Source organism: Nocardia sichangensis (genome assembly GCF_047200615.1).
In the GTDB taxonomy this organism is placed as follows: domain Bacteria; phylum Actinomycetota; class Actinomycetes; order Mycobacteriales; family Mycobacteriaceae; genus Nocardia; species Nocardia sichangensis.
Window position 1 is genome coordinate 33,658 of record NZ_JBJZOK010000011.1, and the last position, 19,271, is coordinate 52,928.

17 protein-coding genes are annotated in these 19,271 nt (G+C 69.1%); 7 read left to right on the plus strand and 10 right to left on the minus strand.

Annotated elements, in window-relative coordinates:
• The first annotated feature begins 675 nt into the window (after window positions 1-675).
• Together ACL03I_RS17195 and ACL03I_RS17200 are read left to right on the plus strand one after the other, a co-directional pair.
• The gene (locus ACL03I_RS17195; protein WP_412806464.1) at window positions 676-1,521 is read left to right on the plus strand and encodes a serine/threonine-protein kinase; all 846 of its coding nucleotides are present in this window, start codon (window positions 676-678) and stop codon (window positions 1,519-1,521) included.
• Window positions 1,518-2,687, plus strand: coding sequence for a hypothetical protein (locus ACL03I_RS17200; RefSeq protein ID WP_412806465.1), 1,170 nt, complete (start codon window positions 1,518-1,520; stop codon window positions 2,685-2,687). Before ACL03I_RS17195 ends, ACL03I_RS17200 begins: the two co-directional genes overlap by 4 nt.
• Window positions 2,688-4,555: 1,868 nt before the next feature.
• Here ACL03I_RS17200 and ACL03I_RS17205 read toward each other — a convergent pair.
• From ACL03I_RS17205 to ACL03I_RS17240, 8 genes are all read right to left on the minus strand, one after another.
• The gene (locus tag ACL03I_RS17205; RefSeq protein ID WP_355080705.1) at window positions 4,556-5,758 is read right to left on the minus strand and encodes an argininosuccinate synthase; all 1,203 of its coding nucleotides are present in this window, start codon (window positions 5,756-5,758) and stop codon (window positions 4,556-4,558) included.
• A 1,074-nt stretch (window positions 5,759-6,832) separates the two neighbouring features.
• Window positions 6,833-7,348, minus strand: coding sequence for an arginine repressor (locus tag ACL03I_RS17210; RefSeq protein WP_412806466.1), 516 nt, complete (start codon window positions 7,346-7,348; stop codon window positions 6,833-6,835).
• A gap of 223 nt (window positions 7,349-7,571) precedes the next feature.
• A complete protein-coding gene (gene argF, locus ACL03I_RS17215; RefSeq protein WP_412806467.1) occupies window positions 7,572-8,516 on the minus strand; it encodes an ornithine carbamoyltransferase in 945 nt (314 codons plus the stop codon).
• Complete coding sequence (locus tag ACL03I_RS17220; protein WP_356968995.1) at window positions 8,513-9,715, minus strand: acetylornithine transaminase; 1,203 nt, start codon at window positions 9,713-9,715, stop codon at window positions 8,513-8,515. The genes argF and ACL03I_RS17220 overlap by 4 nt, the downstream gene beginning before the upstream one ends.
• The gene (gene argB, locus ACL03I_RS17225) at window positions 9,712-10,647 is read right to left on the minus strand and encodes an acetylglutamate kinase (protein WP_412806468.1); all 936 of its coding nucleotides are present in this window, start codon (window positions 10,645-10,647) and stop codon (window positions 9,712-9,714) included. Before argB ends, ACL03I_RS17220 begins: the two co-directional genes overlap by 4 nt.
• Window positions 10,644-11,861, minus strand: coding sequence for a bifunctional glutamate N-acetyltransferase/amino-acid acetyltransferase ArgJ (argJ, locus tag ACL03I_RS17230; protein WP_412806469.1), 1,218 nt, complete (start codon window positions 11,859-11,861; stop codon window positions 10,644-10,646). The genes argB and argJ overlap by 4 nt, the downstream gene beginning before the upstream one ends.
• A complete protein-coding gene (gene argC, locus ACL03I_RS17235; protein WP_355080692.1) occupies window positions 11,858-12,916 on the minus strand; it encodes an N-acetyl-gamma-glutamyl-phosphate reductase in 1,059 nt (352 codons plus the stop codon). Before argC ends, argJ begins: the two co-directional genes overlap by 4 nt.
• A gap of 148 nt (window positions 12,917-13,064) precedes the next feature.
• A complete protein-coding gene (locus ACL03I_RS17240) occupies window positions 13,065-13,772 on the minus strand; it encodes an ArsR/SmtB family transcription factor (protein ID WP_412806470.1) in 708 nt (235 codons plus the stop codon).
• A 64-nt stretch (window positions 13,773-13,836) separates the two neighbouring features.
• Between ACL03I_RS17240 and ACL03I_RS17245 the strand changes: the two genes are divergently transcribed.
• From ACL03I_RS17245 to ACL03I_RS17260, 4 genes are all read left to right on the plus strand, one after another.
• Window positions 13,837-14,646: an isocitrate lyase/PEP mutase family protein gene (locus ACL03I_RS17245; RefSeq protein ID WP_412806471.1), complete on the plus strand. Its 810-nt coding sequence runs from the start codon at window positions 13,837-13,839 to the stop codon at window positions 14,644-14,646.
• Window positions 14,647-14,770: 124 nt separating this feature from the next.
• Complete coding sequence (locus tag ACL03I_RS17250) at window positions 14,771-15,355, plus strand: dihydrofolate reductase family protein (protein WP_412806472.1); 585 nt, start codon at window positions 14,771-14,773, stop codon at window positions 15,353-15,355.
• A gap of 14 nt (window positions 15,356-15,369) precedes the next feature.
• Window positions 15,370-15,708: a YciI family protein gene (locus tag ACL03I_RS17255; RefSeq protein WP_355080684.1), complete on the plus strand. Its 339-nt coding sequence runs from the start codon at window positions 15,370-15,372 to the stop codon at window positions 15,706-15,708.
• Window positions 15,709-16,953 carry an RNA polymerase sigma factor gene (locus ACL03I_RS17260; protein ID WP_412806473.1) on the plus strand — a complete coding sequence of 415 codons (1,245 nt, stop codon included), beginning with the start codon at window positions 15,709-15,711 and terminating at the stop codon, window positions 16,951-16,953.
• Between the two features lie 10 nt (window positions 16,954-16,963).
• On the opposite strand, the gene ACL03I_RS17265 is transcribed toward ACL03I_RS17260, so the two are convergent.
• Window positions 16,964-17,701, minus strand: a complete 738-nt coding sequence (locus ACL03I_RS17265; protein ID WP_412806474.1) for an SDR family oxidoreductase — start codon at window positions 17,699-17,701, stop codon at window positions 16,964-16,966.
• 108 nt (window positions 17,702-17,809) lie between these two features.
• On the opposite strand from ACL03I_RS17265, the gene ACL03I_RS17270 reads away from it, so the two are divergent.
• Window positions 17,810-18,718 carry a LysR family transcriptional regulator gene (locus ACL03I_RS17270; RefSeq protein ID WP_412806475.1) on the plus strand — a complete coding sequence of 303 codons (909 nt, stop codon included), beginning with the start codon at window positions 17,810-17,812 and terminating at the stop codon, window positions 18,716-18,718.
• 15 nt (window positions 18,719-18,733) lie between these two features.
• Here ACL03I_RS17270 and ACL03I_RS17275 read toward each other — a convergent pair whose 3' ends face one another.
• The gene (locus tag ACL03I_RS17275; protein ID WP_412806476.1) at window positions 18,734-19,225 is read right to left on the minus strand and encodes a pyridoxamine 5'-phosphate oxidase family protein; all 492 of its coding nucleotides are present in this window, start codon (window positions 19,223-19,225) and stop codon (window positions 18,734-18,736) included.
• Window positions 19,226-19,271 lie beyond the last annotated feature (46 nt).

Genomic DNA, 19,271 nt, shown 5'->3' on the forward strand with positions numbered 1-19,271 from the left:
TGGCCCGCGGCACTCCTGTTAACGGCGGGCTGGGAAAGGCGACTTGGGAGTAGTGCATCTTAGCCTGCCCCGGACAGCGTACGAGAGCGAGATAGATCGAGTAGCCATCCATGATGACCAGGCGTCTTCCGGGTGCCCATGTTTTGTGGATCCTGCCCCCCAACACCGAGCCCCCGCTCCAACCACGCCGCCAGCCAAACCCGGACCAGCTGTACGCGCCCGACACGTGGCGGGTCGAGCAGTACCTCACCGACCGCGACACCCGAGACGACTAGCGGCACAACCACACCCAGCCGACATCTCACGCCACCGGACCGAACGCGAGAATCCGGCCGACAACCCCGTCAGCGATAGTGCTCGCCCGATGATGCCCCCTGTCTTGTTCGCGAGGCCGGCAGGGTCGGCGAGCAGGCCATAAGAGCATCGCCCAGCTCGCGGCCTCATTGGCTGACACCCGCCATGGTTGCGCTCATTCTTCACCGGTGCCGACGCAGCGACGGATGCGTCACAAACCGAAGACGTGACCGAGCAGGTTCCGTGAGCCGATGGCTACGAGCACTGGACGCGCGACAAGCGAGCAACTTGAGATTTTGATGGATAATTGTGCTCGGAATCCGTCACCGAGTGGCGTATACCTGTATGGCTAGCGATCACAGGGCACGGGAGGGTTTGGGGTTGAGCACGTTCTACGAAGAGGTGGCCGCAGCGCTAGGGGTTACGGACCTGCATCCACTACGAGATGGTGGGCAGAAGCGGGTTTTCGTCGCCCGCCGTGGAACCGAGGACGTTGTGGTGAAGGCCGTCGAAGTCCTGCCTCCCCACCAAGCGCTCGTGCTCGAACGAGCAAAGCGCGAAGTGACCCTGCTCGGCAAAGTGTCCGCTACCGCAGGGAGGCGAATTGTCGCACTGCGCAGCGGGCTGGTGACAGTAGGCGATCCGGCGCGACCGTCTGCCGTCGGCTGGCTGGAGGAACTTCTCGATGGCCACGATCTCCGCGAGCTTCCCGTGGGAGCCTGGACTCAACAAGACGCTCGCGACCTTGTCGTCGGCCTCGTGCAGGCGCTGCACCACCTGCACGAGAACGAGGTCGTTCATCGTGACCTCAGCCCCGGCAACGTGCGCCGACGCGCCGACGGGACGTGGACTCTGCTCGATCCAGGACTCGCTCGGCATCTCACCGAGTTGTCGCTTACCGGTCTCTACCAGCCTGGCACCCCCGGGTACCGCAGCCCAGAGCAGGTGACCGGCGGGAACCCCGAGCCATATTCGGATATCTACGGGGTAGGCATCCTGGGCTACTCCGTCCTCACCGGCCAGCTTCCGGTGGATCCCAGAGGCAATGAAGAGGACTACTTCCGACGCCTTCGGGAACAGCAACCCGCACCGGTCAAGAACCTCCGACCCGACCTCGATGACGACTTCGCCGGGATCATCGATCGCTGCCTGGACCGCCAACCAGCCCGCCGATACCTCGATGCGGCCGAGTTGCTCGAAGAACTCGGTGTAGGTATCCCATCGTGACTGTCCTCCTCCATGACGGCAAACGCGGCGCTCATCTCAACTGGCTGAACGAAGCACTGGCTGAGGGCGTGGCCGACGGGGCGATTCTCAGCCCGTTTACGACACCGCCGATCACCATCCCCTACCATCCGTCAGCGAATGCCGTCGCCACGCAGTTGAACGATGCCGCTTCCTTGTTCAGCGATGCTCCCGAGATCCTCTTCGACTCGGCTACCTGGGCCGCGACCCTGCCCGGGACAGACCAATGGGACTTCTATGACCAGTGGCCGCTCTGGCCGCACTATGGGCGTGGGAACCTGGACGATTCGGGAGCAATTGCCGATCATGTTCGCGCGGTATTCGAAATACAGGCAGGACTCGGCCTGCCTTACCTGGCGCCGACCGTCTGCGTCGACACCCCGGCCGGGCCAGCAGCAGACCTGGCGAGAGAGCTAGCTGCCGAGAGTGTTCGGCAACAGCCGAAGTGTATCCTCACGATTGCTGGCACAAATAGCTTCTGGCGCGCCGGGCCGCCCCTCGACACACACATTGGTCGAATCGCACGCCTGCGAGCACCCGCGTTCTACGTCGTGCCCGTCCGCGATCGCAGCGGCTATCCGACCGACCTGACCGACACCGCAGCCATTGCTGGCTGGCTCCGGACGATTCACTCACTGACGATTCGCAGTCGAGTGATCGCGGCGTATACAGACCACCTCGGAATCGTCGCGGCAGTCGCCGGTGCCGACACCGTCGGCACCGGCTGGGACCAAGGCCAACGAACCTGCAGCCCGGAATCATTCAGGGACACGGAGGGCGGGCGAAACACCAACTACAGCCCGCATCCCGGGCTGCTCGCGCGGTTCACCGTGACCACTGCACGAGCGCTCGAGGATCTCGCGCCGACGTTCAGCGAAGCGATGCGATGGGGTGCACCGATACCCAGCGACATGCGAGGGCACCGCATCCAGCACCTGCGCATTCTTCAGGAGCAAATGCGCACTGTGCTCGATTCCAAGCAGCACACCGACCGCGTCGCCACCGTGCAACGAATGTTCGATGGCGCTGCTTTGGCCTGGGAGCACGCAGTCGCCCTGGGGTCGCAGGGAGTCGGACGCAAGGAGAAGGCTGCGTGGCTAGACGGATTGCGCAGCGGGTTCGACGCGTATGTTCGAGCCGAGAGCTGATCACTCACGTGCGAGTAGGCCGCGTTTCACCCACCAGCGCGGCCAGGATGTGCTCGGATGCGTGTAGCCGGGTGGCGTCATCGGGCGGTACCAAAATCGGGCGCGTAACCCAGGCGCCCTCGACTACCAGACCGACTCGATAGTGCCGTGCTTGTTCCGCGATAACATCCACGGGAACCCTTGCCCGCCCCAATACAAGGACCGCTCCGTCTGCCCACAGGCGGTAGCGGTGCGCTTGCGCCAGCCCTGTTTGCCAGTCATCTACCTTGGCCTCGATCGCCCAGTGCCGTCCCAGAGTAACCATCCCCCGATCGCGCTTCAGCCGACCGCGCCGCATCTCGAGCGCCCCGATCCCGACCAGTCGCCGCATATAGCGGTCACCAGCGCTGGACGACACCCCCGCTGCTGCCGCCAACATCGCCGGTTCCATCCATCGCCCTGCTGCTGCAACGAGGCGGCAGTCGTGTTGTGCCAACAACGGAGGAACCCCGCAGCTCAACCGCTGACCAATCCGTGCAGGGGTGAAAGCGACCAAGTCCGGCACACCCCAGGGACCTCTGCACTCACCGATTGCGATCACGCCACGATGAGATCCCGGCAGACGCGCGGCCACCTCCCTCAACGTGGAGTTGAGCGCCGACTCCGCCCGCGGCTCGAACTGAGGCGTGCAAACCGGCCGCTGAGACGACACCTCAAGCACAGCCCCAGTGGCCACAGACGCGAACCACGCGCCTTCAGCAGCCTCCGGAAGAGCTTCGCTGAACGCTGCCAACGCGGGCCGTTCCATCAAACTTGCATCGGTAGCCACCACACCCGCCACCCTAGTGGGCTTTCCACGACCCCCGGGCCGGTACCGCCCGGCACTCGGCTACCCGATACCCAGTCGGTACCAAGCCCACCCGAAAACCGCAGGTCGTCTCGTTCCCGTGTTCGACATGCCCCACCCCTGGAGTTGGGCCGATTGACCAACGCCCGCAGGGCATTTGCGAGTCTTCAGAGGGGATATGCGCCCACGATGACCAGGCGTTTTTCAGTCACCCATGTTTGTGTGTCCTGCCGAGGGCGCATCGAACATGGGCACACTAGCGGCCCAAGTTCGCCGCGTCGCTGATGTGTGCGGGTGATGGCGGTGCAGGGCCTGGCCGAAGCAGTCAGGGCGACGGCCAAAGGCGCGTGGTCGTTATCCCACGTTGCACCATGCACGATTCGCTCGTGGCCCGGCGTGGTTGCTGGTCAGTCATCGCTACTTGTCATCAAACCCGCCATTTAATGACTGACGTCAACCAACGAGGCTCGCACCCGCCAACGCCAGCAATCGATGTTATAGCCGGAGTGGGGTAGGTATTCGAAGTATCCGCAGCTCAGCGACCCAATGCAACCAACTGCCTCCAACACGGTCCGCTCTTGACAACGACGCCAATCGCAAGCTAGTTCGATGTGAGTACATGGAGTTACCCATGTTCTTGCGAGATCAGTTGGTGCGTTGATTCGCGAGAACAGTTGTGGGTTGGTTTGCGGGATCAACTGGTGCATCGACTTGCGGCTCAGTCGTTCCGTTGGACCGAGGAACGAGTTGTTGCGTCGGCGCGCACAGGTCGAGTCGTTCCTGTTCGACGCAGCTTCGGTGGTTGCTCGAAACCATATGCCGGGGCCTCGAGCGCCGGGGCGAAGGCGTACGCAGGTTGCTTTCGGGGTGCACTGCTGCCCTGTCAGCACACTCCGAACGCCGATTCGAGACTACGGGAAGCCACACTCCTACCCCACCGCCGCCGAAGTCGAGGCGGTGCAGCGCGAATTCTGGTTCGAGGCCACCCTCGTGGGAGCCGTCGGCGTGCCGGTGCTCGGTCGGGCACCGGCACGCCTGAGGCTTACTTCTGGTTCAGGTCGCGGCGGGCGGCGACCTTGGAGGACAGGCCGTGGATCTGGACGAAGCCCTTGGCCAGGGACTGGTCGAAGGTGTCGCCCTCGTCGTAGGTGGCCAGGTTGAAGTCGTAGAGCGACTGCTCCGAGCGGCGGCCGTTGACCACGGCGGAGCCGCCGTGCAGCACCATCCGGATGTCGCCGGAGACGTGCTGCTGGGTGTCCAGGATGAAGGCGTCCAGCGCGCGCTTGAGCGGGGAGAACCACAGGCCGTCGTAGGCCAGCTCGCCCCAGCGCTGCTCGACCTGCCGCTTGTACCGGCCCAGCTCGCGCTCGATGGTGACGTTCTCCAGGGCCTGGTGCGCGGTGATCAGCGCGATGGCGCCCGGAGCCTCGTAGATCTCCCGGCTCTTGATACCGACCAGGCGGTCCTCGACCATGTCCAGGCGGCCGACGCCCTGGCGGCCGGCGCGGTGGTTCAGCTCGATGATCGCTTCCAGCACGCTGACCTGGCGGCCGTCGATGGCCACCGGAACACCCTTGTCGAACGTGACGATGAGTTCGTCGGGAGCCTCGAAGTTGACGGTTGGGTCGGAGGTGTAGTCGTAGACGTCCTTGGTCGGGGCGTTCCACAGGTCCTCGAGGAACCCGGTCTCCACCGCGCGGCCCCAGACGTTCTGATCGATGGAGAACGGCGACTTCTTGGTGACGTTGATCGGCAGCGCGTTCTCCTCGGCGAAGGCGATGGCCTTCTCCCTGGTCCAGGCGTAGTCGCGAACCGGGGCGATCACGTTCAGATCGGGCGCGAGCGCGCCGATGCCGACCTCGAAGCGGACCTGGTCGTTGCCCTTGCCGGTGCAGCCGTGCGCGACGGTGCTCGCGCCGTGGAACTTGGCGGCCTCGACCAGGTGCTTGACGATGAGGGGGCGGCTGATCGCCGACACCAGCGGGTACTGGCCCATGTACATCGCGTTGGCCTGGATGGTGGGCAGGCAGTACTGGTCGGCGAACTCGTCGCGCGCGTCGACCACGATCGCCTCGACCGCGCCGCAGTCAAGGGCGCGCTGGCGCACCACGTTCATGTCCTCGCCACCCTGGCCGAGGTCGATGGCCACGGCCACCACTTCGGCGCCGGTCTCCTTGCCGATCCAGCTGATCGCGACGGAGGTGTCCAGCCCACCGGAGTAGGCGAGTACGACGCGCTCGGACATGTTCTGTGTGCTCCTCGATGTTCGGTAGGTGTATCAGCAGTATGGCGGGTGTCCGAGCAGTGGGAACGGCCCGGCCCCGACGCCCTCGCGACCAGCCTTGAGGCCCTGCGTCATTCTGCAAATGATTATGCACGATGATGCAAGCTCATTCATAATCGGGGGTCGGGTTCCGCGCTCCGCTGGAGAGCCGGCACCCATCAACCGTGCCCATGTACAGCCGCAGTATCTTCAGCTCGACCGACAAGTGAGCTGGATCGAGGTCACTGTCGGCCGTCTCGTTCCGATGCTGGAGTCCGCGTCCTTCCCGTCCGGTCACGCCGCCTCGGCTTTTGCGTTCGCCTATTCGGTGGGCCGACGCTACCCGGCGCTGGCAGTGCCGATCCGGTTGCTCGCCAGTGGGTGGCCTATTCGAGGGTGCACACCGGCGTGCACTACCCCGGTGACGTCGTGCTCGGCTCGGTCCTCGGAGCCGGAACGTCGGCCATGGTGGCGGGCGTACGCGACCGCAGGTATCGGTCGTCGAGGCGGAGAGGCGTCGTACCCGGCCGACTACTCCGGCGCCTGCCTGCGGACGGACGGTGAAGCGCTCCTCGGGGACCTTGCCGGTCGCAGACGAGCGGAGGGCGAGGCGCCAGGATGCCGGGAGGAGATGCGCACGCGGAGCACTGCCGGGCGAATGGCGAACCTGAGCGGCGCGTTCAGCACCACTGGCTCACCGTCGATACCCGCGTGCACCGGCGCGGGGGCGAAGACCTCGAAGTCCGGTGCGCTCCAAGCGCGCCCTGGAGGATGCCGCCTGGGATCCGGCGCGTCGAGAACGACGATGCCCAGTAGGCCGCTCTCGAGCGACGGGCGACTGCCCAGGACAGGAGGGCCCAAGGCGTAGGGGTTGTTCGAAACCAGCACAACAGCGAGCTGAGCGTGCTGCCGGCCTACGTCGTCGACGAGGTGCAGCGCCGGTGTCCTTCCACCGGGGCCGGCCACCCGATCGGCCGTCTCCATTAGAGTGCGCACCTTGGCGTCGCGATAGGCCGGATGGCGGTTCGACGAATCAGGCACGGAGTCGGGGACGGATCAGGCTAGTTGTTCGATCTTCGCGGCTACTTCCGCACCGGTCAGGGGTTCGCGCGCGATGACGGCGATGGTGTCGTCGCCCGCGATGGTGCCGACGATGTACGACAGGGCCGCGCGGTCCAGGGCGCTGGCCAGGTAGTGGGCCGCGCCGGGCGGGGTGCGCAGGACCGCGATGTTGCCGCTGGCGTCGGTGGAGACCAGCAAGTCGCCGAGCAGTTTGGACAGCCGGTCGGTGCCGCCGGTGACACCGCGGACGGGGCTGCCGTCCTCTGGAACCACGTAGACGCCCGCGCCGCCGTCTGCCGCGCGCAGTTTCACCGCACCGAGTTCGTCGAGGTCCCGCGACAGCGTCGCCTGGGTGGTCTCGATGCCCTCGGCCGCCAGGAGCGCCGCCAGTTCGGTCTGGCTGCGTACCGCGTGCGCCGACAGCAGTTCGATGATGCGCGACTGCCGCCCGGCGCGGGTGCGCGCGATGGCCGGGCCGCTTCGTCCCGATTCCGACTGCGAAACGCTCACGACCGCGCCTCGCTAGGGCGCAGGATCGGCGTACGCGGCTGAGCGCTGCGCCCTGGCTGACACTCCCTCACCGGCTGCATCTCGCTGGGGTCCGGTTGGCTCCAGGCAGCCCCGCTGGGCCCGACGAGCATGGCCACGCCGGTGATACGCCCTCGCTCACGCTGCGCCCTTCTGGCACGAGCGGAGCCGGTCACACTCCGCTGCCGCCTCCTGGCCCGACCGTTCACGCCGCTCCCCCGTATCGTCGCTCCAGCAGCCAGACCAGCAGCGCCTTCTGCGCGTGCAGGCGGTTCTCCGCCTCGTCCCACACCACGCTGCGCGGCCCGTCGAGCACCTCGTCGGTGACCTCTTCGCCACGGTGCGCGGGCAGGCAGTGCAGCACGACCGCGTCCGGCTTCGCGTGCGCGAGCAGCTCGGCGTTGAGCTGGAACGGGCGGAACGGACCCACCCGGTCCAGGCCGTCGTTCTCCTGCCCCATGGACGTCCAGGTGTCGGTGACCAGCGCGTCGGCGCCCCACGCGGCGGCGACCGGGTCGCCGGTCACCGTGACGGTCGCGCCGGTCTCGGCGGCCCGCTTACGCGCGGCCTCCACCACCCACGGCTGCGGCTCGAACCCCGCGGGCGCGGCGATGGTCACGTTCAGACCCGCGGTAGCGCCGCCGAGCAGCAGCGAGTGCGCCATGTTGTTGGCGCCGTCGCCGAAGTAGGCCAGTTCGCGACCGGTCAGGTCGCCCTTGTGCTCGGCGAGGGTCTGCAGGTCCGCGAGCACCTGGCAGGGATGGAACTCGTTGGACAGCGCGTTGACCACCGGCACCGTCGCGGTGGCGGCCATCTCGTCCAGCCGGGACTGCTCGAAGGTGCGCCACACGATGGCGTCCACATACCGAGACAGCACCCGGCCGGTGTCGCCGAGCGTCTCCTCCCGGCCCAGCTGGGTGTCGCGGCCGTCGACGACCACCGCGTGCCCGCCGAGCTGGGCGATGCCCATCTCGAAGGAGAACCGGGTGCGGGTGGAGTTCTTCTCGAAGATCACGCCGACGCCGCGCGGACCCTCCAGCGGGCGCCGCGCGAACGGCGACTTCTTGAGTTCGGCCGCGAGGGCGAGGATCTCGGCCTGCTCGGCCGGGCTGACATCGTCGTCACGCAGGAAATGCCGCACGGAAGTCATTGCGCCGCAGCTCCTTTCGCGTCAGCGAGCGCGGCGTCGAGGATCCCGGGCAGGTCGGCGACGAAATTGTCGGCCTGGGTCTCGGTGAGCACCAGCGGCGGCGCCAGCCGGATCACGTCGGGCTTGGCCGGGTTGACCAGGTAGCCCGCTTCCCGCGCCCGCGCCTCGACCTGTGCGGACACCTCGTCGGTGAGCACGATGCCCAGCAACAGGCCCGCACCGCGCACCTGATCGATGAGCGGATGCTCGAGCAGTTCGATGCCGTCGCTGAGTCGCTTGCCGACCGACTCGACGTGCGAGAGCAGGTCGGTCTCATCGATCGTGCGCAGCACCGCGAGCGCCGCCGCGGCGCACACGGGATTGCCGCCGAAGGTGGTGCCGTGCATGCCGGGGGTGAGCAGATCGGCCGCCCGCCCGGTGGCCAGCACCGCGCCGATCGGCAGTCCGCCGCCGAGACCCTTGGCCAGGGTGATCACGTCCGGGACGATGCCGACGGCCTGGTGGGCGTAGAACTTCCCGGTCCGGCCGATGCCGGTCTGCACCTCGTCCAGCACCAGCAGCGCACCCTTGCGCGCGGTGATCTCACGCGCCTTGGCCAGGTAGTCGAACGGCGGTACCACCACGCCGCTCTCCCCCATCATCGGCTCGAGGAACACCGCGGCGGTGTCCTCGTCGACCGCGGCCTCCAGCGCCGCGGCGTCGCCGTAGGGCACGTGCACGACGCCGGGCGGCATCGGTTCGAACGGGGTGCGCTTGGACGGCTGCCCGGTGAGGGCGAGCGCGCCCATGGTGCGGCCGTGGAAGGCCTCCTCGCAGGCGACGAGCTTGGGCCGCCCGGTCAGCCGTGCGATCTTGAACGCCGCTTCGACGGCCTCGGTGCCGGAGTTGCAGAAGAACGCCCGGCCTTCGCCGTCGCCGAAGTGCGCGAGCAGCCGCTCGGCCAGCTCGACGACCGGCTCGCTGGCATACAGATTCGACACGTGCCCGAGCGTGCCGAGCTGCTGGGTGACCGCCTCCAGAATCGCCGGGTGCGCGTGCCCGAGGCTGTTGACCGCGATGCCGCCGAGGAAATCGACGTAGCGCTTGCCGTCCGCGTCGTAGACCACCGCTCCCGCGCCGCGGACCAGCGCGACCTTCGGTGTGCCGTAGTTGTTCATCAGCGCGGCGGACCACCGCTGCTGCAGTTCAGCTGTGCTCATTGTTTCGTTCCGTTCGGCGCGCCGGACCCGTTCGGGATGAGCGGGGCGGGCGTCACCATCGTTCCGATTCCTTCTCCGGTGAACAGTTCCAGCAGCACGGCGTGCGGGACCCGGCCGTCGATGACATGCGCGGTCGGCACCCCGGCCGTCACGGCGCGCAGGCAGGCTTCCATTTTGGGCACCATGCCCGCATCGAGGCGTGGGAGCAACTCGGCCAACGCTTTCGTATCGATGCTGGAGGTGAGCGACGAACGGTCCGGCCAGTTCGTGTACAGGCCTTCGACGTCGGTGAGCATCACCAGTTTCTCGGCGCCGATGCCCTCGGCGAGCGCCGCGGCGGCGGTGTCGGCGTTGATGTTGTGCACCACGCCCTCCGCGTCCGGGGCGATGGTCGACACCACGGGAATTCGGCCCGCCCCGATCAGATCCAGCACGGCATCCGGGTTCACTTCGGTGACGTCGCCGACCAGCCCGATGTCGGTGGGCTCGCCGTCGACCTCGACCGTGCGGCGGGTCGCGGTGAACAGCCGGGCGTCCTCACCGGAGATGCCGACCGCGTACGGGCCGTGCGAGTTGATCAGGCCGACCAGCTCGCGGCCGACCTGACCGAACAGGACCATCCGCACCACGTCCATCACCTCGGGTGTGGTCACCCGGAAGCCGCCGCGGAATTCGCCTTGCAGCCCGAGCTTTTTCAGCATCGCGCTGATCTGCGGGCCGCCGCCGTGCACCACCACCGGGTGGACGCCGACCGTGCGCAGGAACGCCATGTCGGCGGCGAAGGCCCGCTTGAGGTCGTCGTCGACCATGGCGTTGCCGCCGTACTTCACGACGACGATCTTGTCCCGGAACTTCTGCAACCACGGCAGGGCGTCGGCTAGGACGTGGGCCTTGTCCAACGCCGAAAGCGTGTGCAACACGTCGCTGGTCATGAGCTGTAGGCCGAGTTCTCTTCGACGTAACCGTGCGAGAGGTCGGTGGTGCGGATGGTCGCACGCGCGGAGCCCACGTTCAGGTCGATCAGCACCTCGATGTCGGCGCCGGACAGATCGACCTCGCGTGCGCCGGGCGCGCCGACGCCATCGATGCACACCGGTTTGCCGTTGAACGACACCGAGATCCGGTTCGGGTCCAACGTCACCGGCGCCATGCCGACCGCCGCGAGCACCCGGCCCCAGTTCGGGTCGGATCCGAACAGCGCCGTCTTGACCAGGCTGTCGCGGGCGACGGTGCGCGCCGCGGCCACGGCCTCGTCCTCGCTGACCGCACCGGCGACGGTGACCAGCACCCGCTTGGTGACGCCCTCGGCGTCGGCCATCAACTGGGCGGCCAGATCGTCGCAGACCGTGAGCACGGCGGCGTCCAACTCCTCCTGGCTCGGGCTGACCTCGCTGGCGCCGTTGGCCAGCAGCAGGACGGTGTCGTTGGTGGAGCAGGAGCCGTCCACGTCGAGCCGGTCGAAGGTGCGCGCGGTGGCGTTGCGCAGCGCGCGGTCGAGCTGATCGGCGGTCACCGCCGCGTCGGTGGTGAGCACGACCAGCATGGTCGCCAGCGACGGTGCCAGCATGCCCGCGCCCTTCGCCATGCCGCCGACGTTCCACTTGTCGCGGTGGTGGAACGCCGCCTCCTTGGGCACCGTGTCGGTGGTCATGATGGCCCACGCGGCATCAGCGCCGCCGGACAGGCCGCCGCCCATCTCGTGCACGATCTCGGTGACGGCGGGGATCAGTTTGTCCATCGGAAGCCGGTCACCGATGAGCCCGGTGGAGCAGACCGCTATCTCCCCCGCTCCGGTCTCGGTGCCCCAGTTGCTCAGCGCGGCGGCGAGTTCCTCGGCGGTCTTGTGCGTGTCCTGGAATCCGCCGGGGCCGGTGCAGGCGTTGGCGCCGCCGGAGTTCAGGATCACCGCGCGCAGCCGCTTGCCGGTCAGCACCTGCTGCGACCACAGCACCGGAGCGGCCTTCACCTTGTTGCGGGTGAACACGCCCGCGGCCGGGTACTCCGGCCCCTCGTTGAACACCAGCGCCAGGTCCGGCTTGCCGCTGACCTTGATGCCCGCGGCGATGCCCGCCGCGCGGAAGCCGAGCGGTGCGGTCACGCCCTGGGTGCGGACCAGCTTGCCGCTGGCGGTGTCGGTCGATGTCACGGTGCCACTCCTACGGTGGAAAGTCCTTCGGTCTCCTCGAAGCCGAGGGCCAGGTTCATCGATTGCACCGCGGCGCCCGCGGTGCCCTTGGTCAAGTTGTCGATCGCGCCGATCACCACGAGCACGCCCGCGTCGGCGTCCACGGCCACCTGCAGGGTCACGGCGTTGGAGCCGAGCACCGACCCGGTCTGCGGCAGCGCGCCCTCCGGCAGCAGGTGCACGAAAGGCTCGTCGGCATAGGCTTTTTCGTAGACCGCGCGCGCCTGCGCCGCGTCGACGCGAATCGGTGCGGTGCAGGTGGCCAGGATGCCGCGTGGCATCGGCGCGAGTACCGGCGTGAAGGACACCGTGACGTCCGTGCCGCCTGCCGCCGTGAGGTTCTGCGCGATCTCCGGGGTATGCCGGTGCGCGCCCGCGATCCCGTAGGCCCGCGCCGAACCCATCACCTCCGACCCCAACAGCCCGATGTCCAGCTTGCGGCCCGCTCCGGAGGTGCCGCTCACCGCGACCACGTGCACGGTGGGCTCCACGATGCCCGCGGCGACGGCGGGAGCCAGCGCGAGGCTCGCGACGGTCGGATAGCAGCCGGGGACCGCGATCCGCGTCGCGCCCCGCAGCTTCTCCCGACCGCCGGGCAGCTCGGGCAACCCGTAGGGCCAGCTGCCCGCGTGCGGGCTGCCGTAGTATTTCTCCCAGGCCTCGGGGTCGGTGAGCCGGAAGTCGGCGCCGCAGTCGATGATCACGGTGGACTCGGGCAACTCGGCGGCGATGGCCGCGGACTGGCCGTGCGGCAGGCCGAGGAAGACCACGTCGTGTCCGGTCAGTTCGGCGGCCGTGGTCGGCGCGAGCACCCGATCGGCCAGCGGCAGCAGATGCGGCTGCAGCTCCCCCAGCGGGGTACCCGCGTTGGAGCCCGCGGTCAGCGCCCCGATGACGAGGCGCCCGGTTCGGTAGGCCGGATGCCCCAGCAGCAGACGCAACACTTCGCCGCCCGCGTACCCGCTGGCACCGGCTACCGCGACCCGCACGGCGGGTCCGCCCGAGGAATCAACCATGTGATGATTATGCATGACTATGCAAGCTCATTCACAGCCTGGTCGCCGGGAGCGGTTCACGACCACCAGATACCCGCCGCGTCGTCAGGCGAAACGGCGAGCTCGCGGCCTCGGTCACGCAAGGTACGGCGCATCGGTCCGCCGCAGGTCAGCGCAGTAGTCCGGGGGCGATGCCCAGCGTCTCGGCCAGCCCGGCCTCGCCTCGCGCCGTCACGCGCACGGCGCGCCCGCTACCGATCCGCTTGATCCACGCCAGCTCGATCATGCGGCGGCAGAGTTGCGCGCCCGCCGCGCCGCCCAGATGGACGCGGCGCTCGGTCCAGTCCAGGCACGGCCGGACGATCGGCCTTCGGGTGGCGCGCAGCGCGGCGGGGTCGACGCCCATCGGCCCGGTGAGCCACGCCGAGCCGGACTCCGTCAGCGCGAACCCGCTGTCGCCGCGCAACAGGCCCTGTGCGGTCATGGCGTCGGTGACCGCCACACCCAACCGACCCGCGAGATGGTCGTAACAGGTGCGGCCACGGGCCAGCGCGGCGGCGGCGGTCGCGGTGCGCAGTCCGGTCGCCGGGGCGGCGGGCGGGCCGACATGGGCGACCATGGCCTCGAGCAGTTCCGCGACCCGGGGCCCGGCCAGCCGCAGGTAGCGGTGCCTGCCCTGCCGATGCTCGAGCACCAACCCGCCGTCGCGCAGCCGGTCCAGGTGTTGCGTCGCGGTGGACGGCGCGACACCGGTATGGCGCGCGAGTTCGCCCGCGGTCCAGGCCCGTCCGTCCAGCAGCGCGAGGCAGATGTCGGCGCGGGTGCGGTCGGCGAGCAGAGCGGCCAGGCCCGCCAGTTCGGCTCCTCGATCGGACATCACCTCATCATGGCGCGTCGTCGTTTCGGCGGGCGCCGAAACGTCCCGTGGCTACGGTCGCGGCATGACTTCGTCTTCTCCGGCGGCGCCCGCGCCGACCAAGTTCGAGATCTTCCGCGCTTTGCACCACCGCGACCTGCCCCTGGTGCTGCCGAACGCCTGGGATTTCGCCTCGGCGGCGTTGCTGGCGACCGAGGGATTCCCGGCGATCGGCACCACCAGCCTGGGCGTGGCCGCCGCGGCGGGGCTCGCCGACGGTGCGGGCGTCACGAAGGCGGAGACCTTCGATGCCGCCCGGCGCCTGGGCCGGCTGCCCATCCCGATCACCGTCGACATCGAGGGCGGGTTCGACGAGCGGCCAGAAGCGGTCGCCGATTTCGCCGGACAACTCGCCGCCCGCGGGATCGCGGGTATCAACCTCGAAGACGGCCGCGCGGGTTCCGCTCTGGCCGACCCACGGCACCAAGCAGCGCTGATCAGCGCGATCAAGGACCGCACGCCGCAGCTGTTTGTCAATGCCCGCGTCGACACCTACTGGCTCGGCCTCGACCACGGCTCCACGCATGAGCGTGCGCGGCGCTACGCCGCGGCCGGAGCCGACGGCGTGTTCGTGCCCGGCGTGGCCGACCCGGCCCGCGTCGAGCGGATCGTCGCGGCGACCGAGCTGCCGGTGAACGTCCTCTATTCGGCCACCGGCCCCGGCATCGCGACGCTGGCAGACCTGGGTGTCCGCCGGATCAGCACCGGATCGCTGCTCTACCGCGCCGCACTGTCGGCCGCGGTGGACGTGGCCCGCGCCGTGCGGCACGACGCTCCCGTCGCGCCGGGCATCGTCAGCTATTCCGACATCCAACGCCTGCTGCCCGACAAGTGAGTCCGCCCGATGCCGCGGTGCCGGAAATTGGGCGGAAAATATTCCGCGCTCGCTGTCGATCCGCCGGTCGTCCGTTCGTGTACGTGGTGAGACCGGCGCCGCGCCGGTCGCGGAAGGAGCGGAGATGAGCAAGATCATCGCGGTGGAGCATCTGAGCTTGGACGGCGTCATGCAGGCGCCCGGCCGGGCGGATGAGGACAGCAGGGACGGATTCGCCCACGGCGGCTGGGCATACCGGCACGACGACCCGGTGCAGGCGGAGGTCATGGGCAGGCATATGGCGGCCAACCGCGGCGCGCTGCTGCTCGGCAGGCGCACCTACGAGGATTTCGCGGGATACTGGCCGCGACAGGTCGGCGATCCGATGGCCGAGGCGCTGGACAAGACCGAGAAGATCGTCGCCTCTCGCACCGGAAGCGGGCCGCTGGCCTGGCGGAATTCGATCTGGCTCGGCGGCGACGCGGCGACGGCGGTGCCCGGAATACAGCGGCGGCAGCCGGACCGGAACCTGGTGGTACTCGGCAGCGGTGACCTGTTGCGCTCTCTGATGCGTCACGATCTCGTGGACGAGTACCTATTGCTGACCCACCCGCTGGTGCTCGGCACCGGTCGCCGCCTGTTCGACGGCGTGGGGCCGGTCGGCCTGCGGTCGGTCGACACCGTGGTGACCGGCACCGGTGTCGTCATCACCACCTACCGGCGTGCGTGAGGGAGGACGACGGAATGAAGAACTATCTGCTCGGCATCTACCAGCCCGACGATGGCGTGCCGGACAACCTGGACGAGATCATGCGCGATCTCGCGGCGCTGAACGACGAGATGCGGGCGGCGGGAGCCTGGGTGTTCGCGGCGGGCCTGCACGCGCCGAGCACCGCCACCGTGCTGCGCGCCGAAGGCGACGACATGCTGATCACCGATGGCCCGTATGTCGAGGGCAAGGAGCACATCGGCGGGTTCACCGTCATCCGCGCCGCCGATCTCGACGAGGCTCTGGAATGGGGCCGCAGGCTCGCCGCCGTCGTCACTCTGCCCATCGAAGTCCGTCCGATCCGAGACGAATAGATGAGCGAGGCCGTGACCGGCTCGGTGATCGAAGCGGTGTTCGCCGAGCACTACGGCCGTGCGGTGGCGAGCCTGATCCGCGTGTTCGGAGACATCGGCGTCGCCGAGGACGCGGTGCAGGACGCGTTCGCCGCCGCCGTCCAGCGCTGGCCCGCCGACGGTGTCCCGCCGAGCCCGCCCGGCTGGATCATCACCACCGCGCGCAACCGGGCGATCGACCGCCTGCGCCGCGATGCCTCCCGGGCGGACCGGCACGCGCAGGCCAGGCTCCTGCATGCCGAGGACGAACCGTTGGAGCCCGTGAGCGCCGTGCGCGACGACCGCCTCCGGTTGATCTTCACCTGCTGCCACCCAGCCCTCGCGCAACAGGCGCGGGTGGCACTGACCCTCCGGCTGCTCGGCGGGTTGGGCACCGCCGAGATCGCCCGCGCCTTCCTGGTCTCGGAAGCGACCATGGCGCAACGCTTGGTGCGCGCCAAAGGCAAGATCCGGGACGCCCGCATTCCCTACCGGGTGCCCGCCGACGCCGAGCTGCCCGCCCGGCTGCGCGCGGTACTCGCCGTCGTGTATCTGATCTTCACCGAGGGGCACACCGCCTCCTCCGGCGCGCGGCTGGTCCGGGCCGACCTCTGCGCCGAGGCGATCCGCCTCGGGCGCTTGCTGGCAGAGCTGATGCCGGACGAGCCCGAGGTGACCGGACTGCTCGCGCTGATGCTGCTGAGCGAGTCCCGCCGCGCCGCCCGCACGGGTGCCGACGGCTCTCTCGTCCCGCTCGCGGAGCAGGATCGCAGCCGGTGGGACCGCGACCTCGTCGCCGAAGGACACGCACTCGTCCGGCAGTGCCTGCGCCGCAACCAGCCGGGGCAATACCAGCTGCAGGCGGCGATCAACGCGGTGCATGCCGACGCACCCACCGCCGCGGCCACCGACTGGACCCAGATCCTGCGGCTCTACGACCAGCTCGCCGCACTCGCGCCGAGTCCGATCGTCGCGCTCAATCGCGCGGTGGCGGTCGCCGAAATACACGGTCCGGCAACGGCCCTGGCACAGGTGGACGCCCTGCCCCTGGCGGGGTACCACTTGTTCCATGCCATCCGCGCCGACCTGTTGACCCGGCTCGGCCGCACCGAGGAGGCCACCGCCGCCTACGCCGCCGCCATCGCCCGCACCGACAATGCCGCCGAGCGCAGTTTCCTGGCGCGTCGGCGCGCCGACCTCGGTGGGCAACCACGCCGGAGCGATTGACGGCCCGCGCTCACGCCAGGCGGCCGCCGCCGTCGACGTGCAGGGTCGTCCCGGTCATGAACGGATTGGTCAGTGCCGACAGCGCCGCAGCGGAGATGTCGGCGGTGCTTCCGACCCGGCGCGCCGGATTGCGAGCCGCCACCTCCTCGAAGAACTGCTCTTTCCGCTCGCCCAGACCGTCCCAGGCGCCCGAGTCGACGATGCCCGGCGACAGCGCGTTCACCCGGACCGGCGCCAGCTCGACCGCCAGCGCCTCGGCGAGAAAACGCACCGCGCCGTTGGTCGCGGCCATCACCGTCCGGCCTGGCGCGGGCCGCCATGCGGCGACCCCGGAGAACAGCAGCAGCGCACCGCCCGGCCTGATCCGGGCGGCGAAGTGCTTGCCGAGCAGGATCGGACCGATCACCTTCGCGTCGAAGGCCCGCACGACCGCCGCGCGGTCCAGCTCGGCCACGGGACCGTTCGCGTGCGCCGCCGCCACCGACACCAGATAGTCCAGTTCACCGATCTCCTCGGCCGCCCGGACGACGGAGTCCTCGTCGCCGAGATCGATGCGCAGGGCATGGATCGCCGCGCGACCACGTGTCTCGCCCGCCACCTGCCGCCGCGCGGCGGCGACGGCGTTCTCGTCCCTGCCCGCGAGCACCACGTCCGCGCCCTCGGCGGCGCCATCTCGCGCGATCTGTCGCGCGATGCCCGACGCACCGCCGACGATGACGAGTTTCTTGCCATGCATCGTGCCTGTCATGAGTTGCCTCCTCGGTAGGTCGCCCCCACCGAGAAGGAACAAGCAGGGAGACCATCGGCCATCCCGTCGTGAGATCGATATTTTCTCGCTTTGCCATAAAATTCTCGAATGCCTACTTTGCGCGCGCTGGAGTGCCTGGTCGCCGTGCTGGACTCCGGATCGGTGACCGAAGCCGCCGGCCGGCTGCATCTGTCGCAGCCCGCGCTGTCGCATCAGATCGCCGCGCTGGAACGCGAACTCGGCACGCCGGTGCTGGAGCGGCTGCCGCGCGGTGTGCGGGCCACCGCGGCGGGCCGCGCGATCGCCGCGGACGCGCGTGCCGCCGTGGCCGCCGCCGAACGGGTGGTCACGGCAGGCCGCGCCGTCGCCGCGGGCGCGCGAGGACAGCTGCGGATCGCTTGCGCGGACAGCATGTCCGCGAGCCTGCTCGCGCCTGTGCTGCGCGCCTGGCACCGCCGCCGCCCCGAGGTACACCTCGTCCTGGCCGAGTTGTCCAGCGCGGACGCCATGGCCGAGATGGTGTCCGCCGGGACGGCCGACCTCGCCCTCGGGCCGCGGCCGTCCCGCTGGGAGGGCCACCTCGTGGTGATCGGAACCGAGGAGATCGTCGCGGTATCGCCGCAGGCAGCCGGAGAGCCCACGGCCACGGTCACTTTCGCCGACATCGCCGCGCGACCGGTGGTGCACTACCACTCCGACAACGGTCTCGGCGCCTGGCTCGACGAAATCGCGGCAGGCAGGGGCGTGGCGCTGACCGCGTCCACCCGGACCCGGCAGGCCACCACCGCCGCCCAGCTGGCCGCCGCCGGACTCGGCACCGCACTCGTGCCGACCAGCGCGCTGACGGCCACGTTCTCCGGCGCCGTCCGCAGCCTGCGTCCGCCTCTGGTGCGCGAGGTCGTCTGCCTCACCGCCACCCCGGGCGATCCTCTCGTCCGCCGATTCCTGGAAGACCTGCGCCGGCGCGGTGTCCCGGTCCCGAGCCCGATCGCCGCCCAGTTGACGGCACGGGAGTGAGGCGGCGGCGCCGGGTCAGTGCTTGCGCACCACGCGTTCGCCTTCGCCCGGTTTCCAGATGGTGATGTCGAGGTGGTCGCCCGCGACCTCCACTGTCGACGCGCCGGTGAGATCGGCGACGTAGAAGTGGTCGAACTGTTGGCCCCTGATGTCGAACCCGGTCTGGTCGAACAGGTGCTGAGCGAAGCGAACGTGCACGTCGCGGTCAGGAAGCTCGACGACCGTGCCGAAGAGTTTGGCGTCGCCGTCGGAAACGTTCGTGTCCACCGTGGCGGTGTGCAGGCAGAAGCGCGGATCGCGCGCCAGATCGCGGAACTTGGTCGTGCCCGGCATCCCCGCGATCACCAGGAGCCCATCGAAGACGCGCGGCTCGATCGGACTGATCCGTGGATATCCGTCCGAACGGATGGTGCCGAGCATGCAGAGATTGCCCGCCGCGCGGTGCCTGCGCAGGAAGACCTCGGCGATGTGCGGCGCTTCTTCGGTGAACCGGCTCCAAGTGGTCATACCGGCGACGGTACGGCGAATACTTGCCATCTCCTGTCCAGGTTTC

Coding starts and splice junctions, on each gene's coding strand:
- ACL03I_RS17220 (WP_356968995.1), bottom strand. CDS start 9,715: ATGAGCACAGCTGAACTGCAGCAGCGGTGGTCCGCCGCGCTGATGAAC.
- ACL03I_RS17260 (WP_412806473.1), top strand. CDS start 15,709: ATGAGCGAGGCCGTGACCGGCTCGGTGATCGAAGCGGTGTTCGCCGAG.
- ACL03I_RS17240 (WP_412806470.1), bottom strand. CDS start 13,772: ATGTCCGATCGAGGAGCCGAACTGGCGGGCCTGGCCGCTCTGCTCGCC.
- ACL03I_RS17205 (WP_355080705.1), bottom strand. CDS start 5,758: ATGTCCGAGCGCGTCGTACTCGCCTACTCCGGTGGGCTGGACACCTCC.
- ACL03I_RS17255 (WP_355080684.1), top strand. CDS start 15,370: ATGAAGAACTATCTGCTCGGCATCTACCAGCCCGACGATGGCGTGCCG.
- ACL03I_RS17265 (WP_412806474.1), bottom strand. CDS start 17,701: ATGACAGGCACGATGCATGGCAAGAAACTCGTCATCGTCGGCGGTGCG.
- ACL03I_RS17245 (WP_412806471.1), top strand. CDS start 13,837: ATGACTTCGTCTTCTCCGGCGGCGCCCGCGCCGACCAAGTTCGAGATC.
- argF (WP_412806467.1), bottom strand. CDS start 8,516: ATGACTTCCGTGCGGCATTTCCTGCGTGACGACGATGTCAGCCCGGCC.
- ACL03I_RS17275 (WP_412806476.1), bottom strand. CDS start 19,225: ATGACCACTTGGAGCCGGTTCACCGAAGAAGCGCCGCACATCGCCGAG.
- ACL03I_RS17250 (WP_412806472.1), top strand. CDS start 14,771: ATGAGCAAGATCATCGCGGTGGAGCATCTGAGCTTGGACGGCGTCATG.
- argB (WP_412806468.1), bottom strand. CDS start 10,647: ATGACCAGCGACGTGTTGCACACGCTTTCGGCGTTGGACAAGGCCCAC.
- ACL03I_RS17270 (WP_412806475.1), top strand. CDS start 17,810: ATGCCTACTTTGCGCGCGCTGGAGTGCCTGGTCGCCGTGCTGGACTCC.
- argC (WP_355080692.1), bottom strand. CDS start 12,916: ATGGTTGATTCCTCGGGCGGACCCGCCGTGCGGGTCGCGGTAGCCGGT.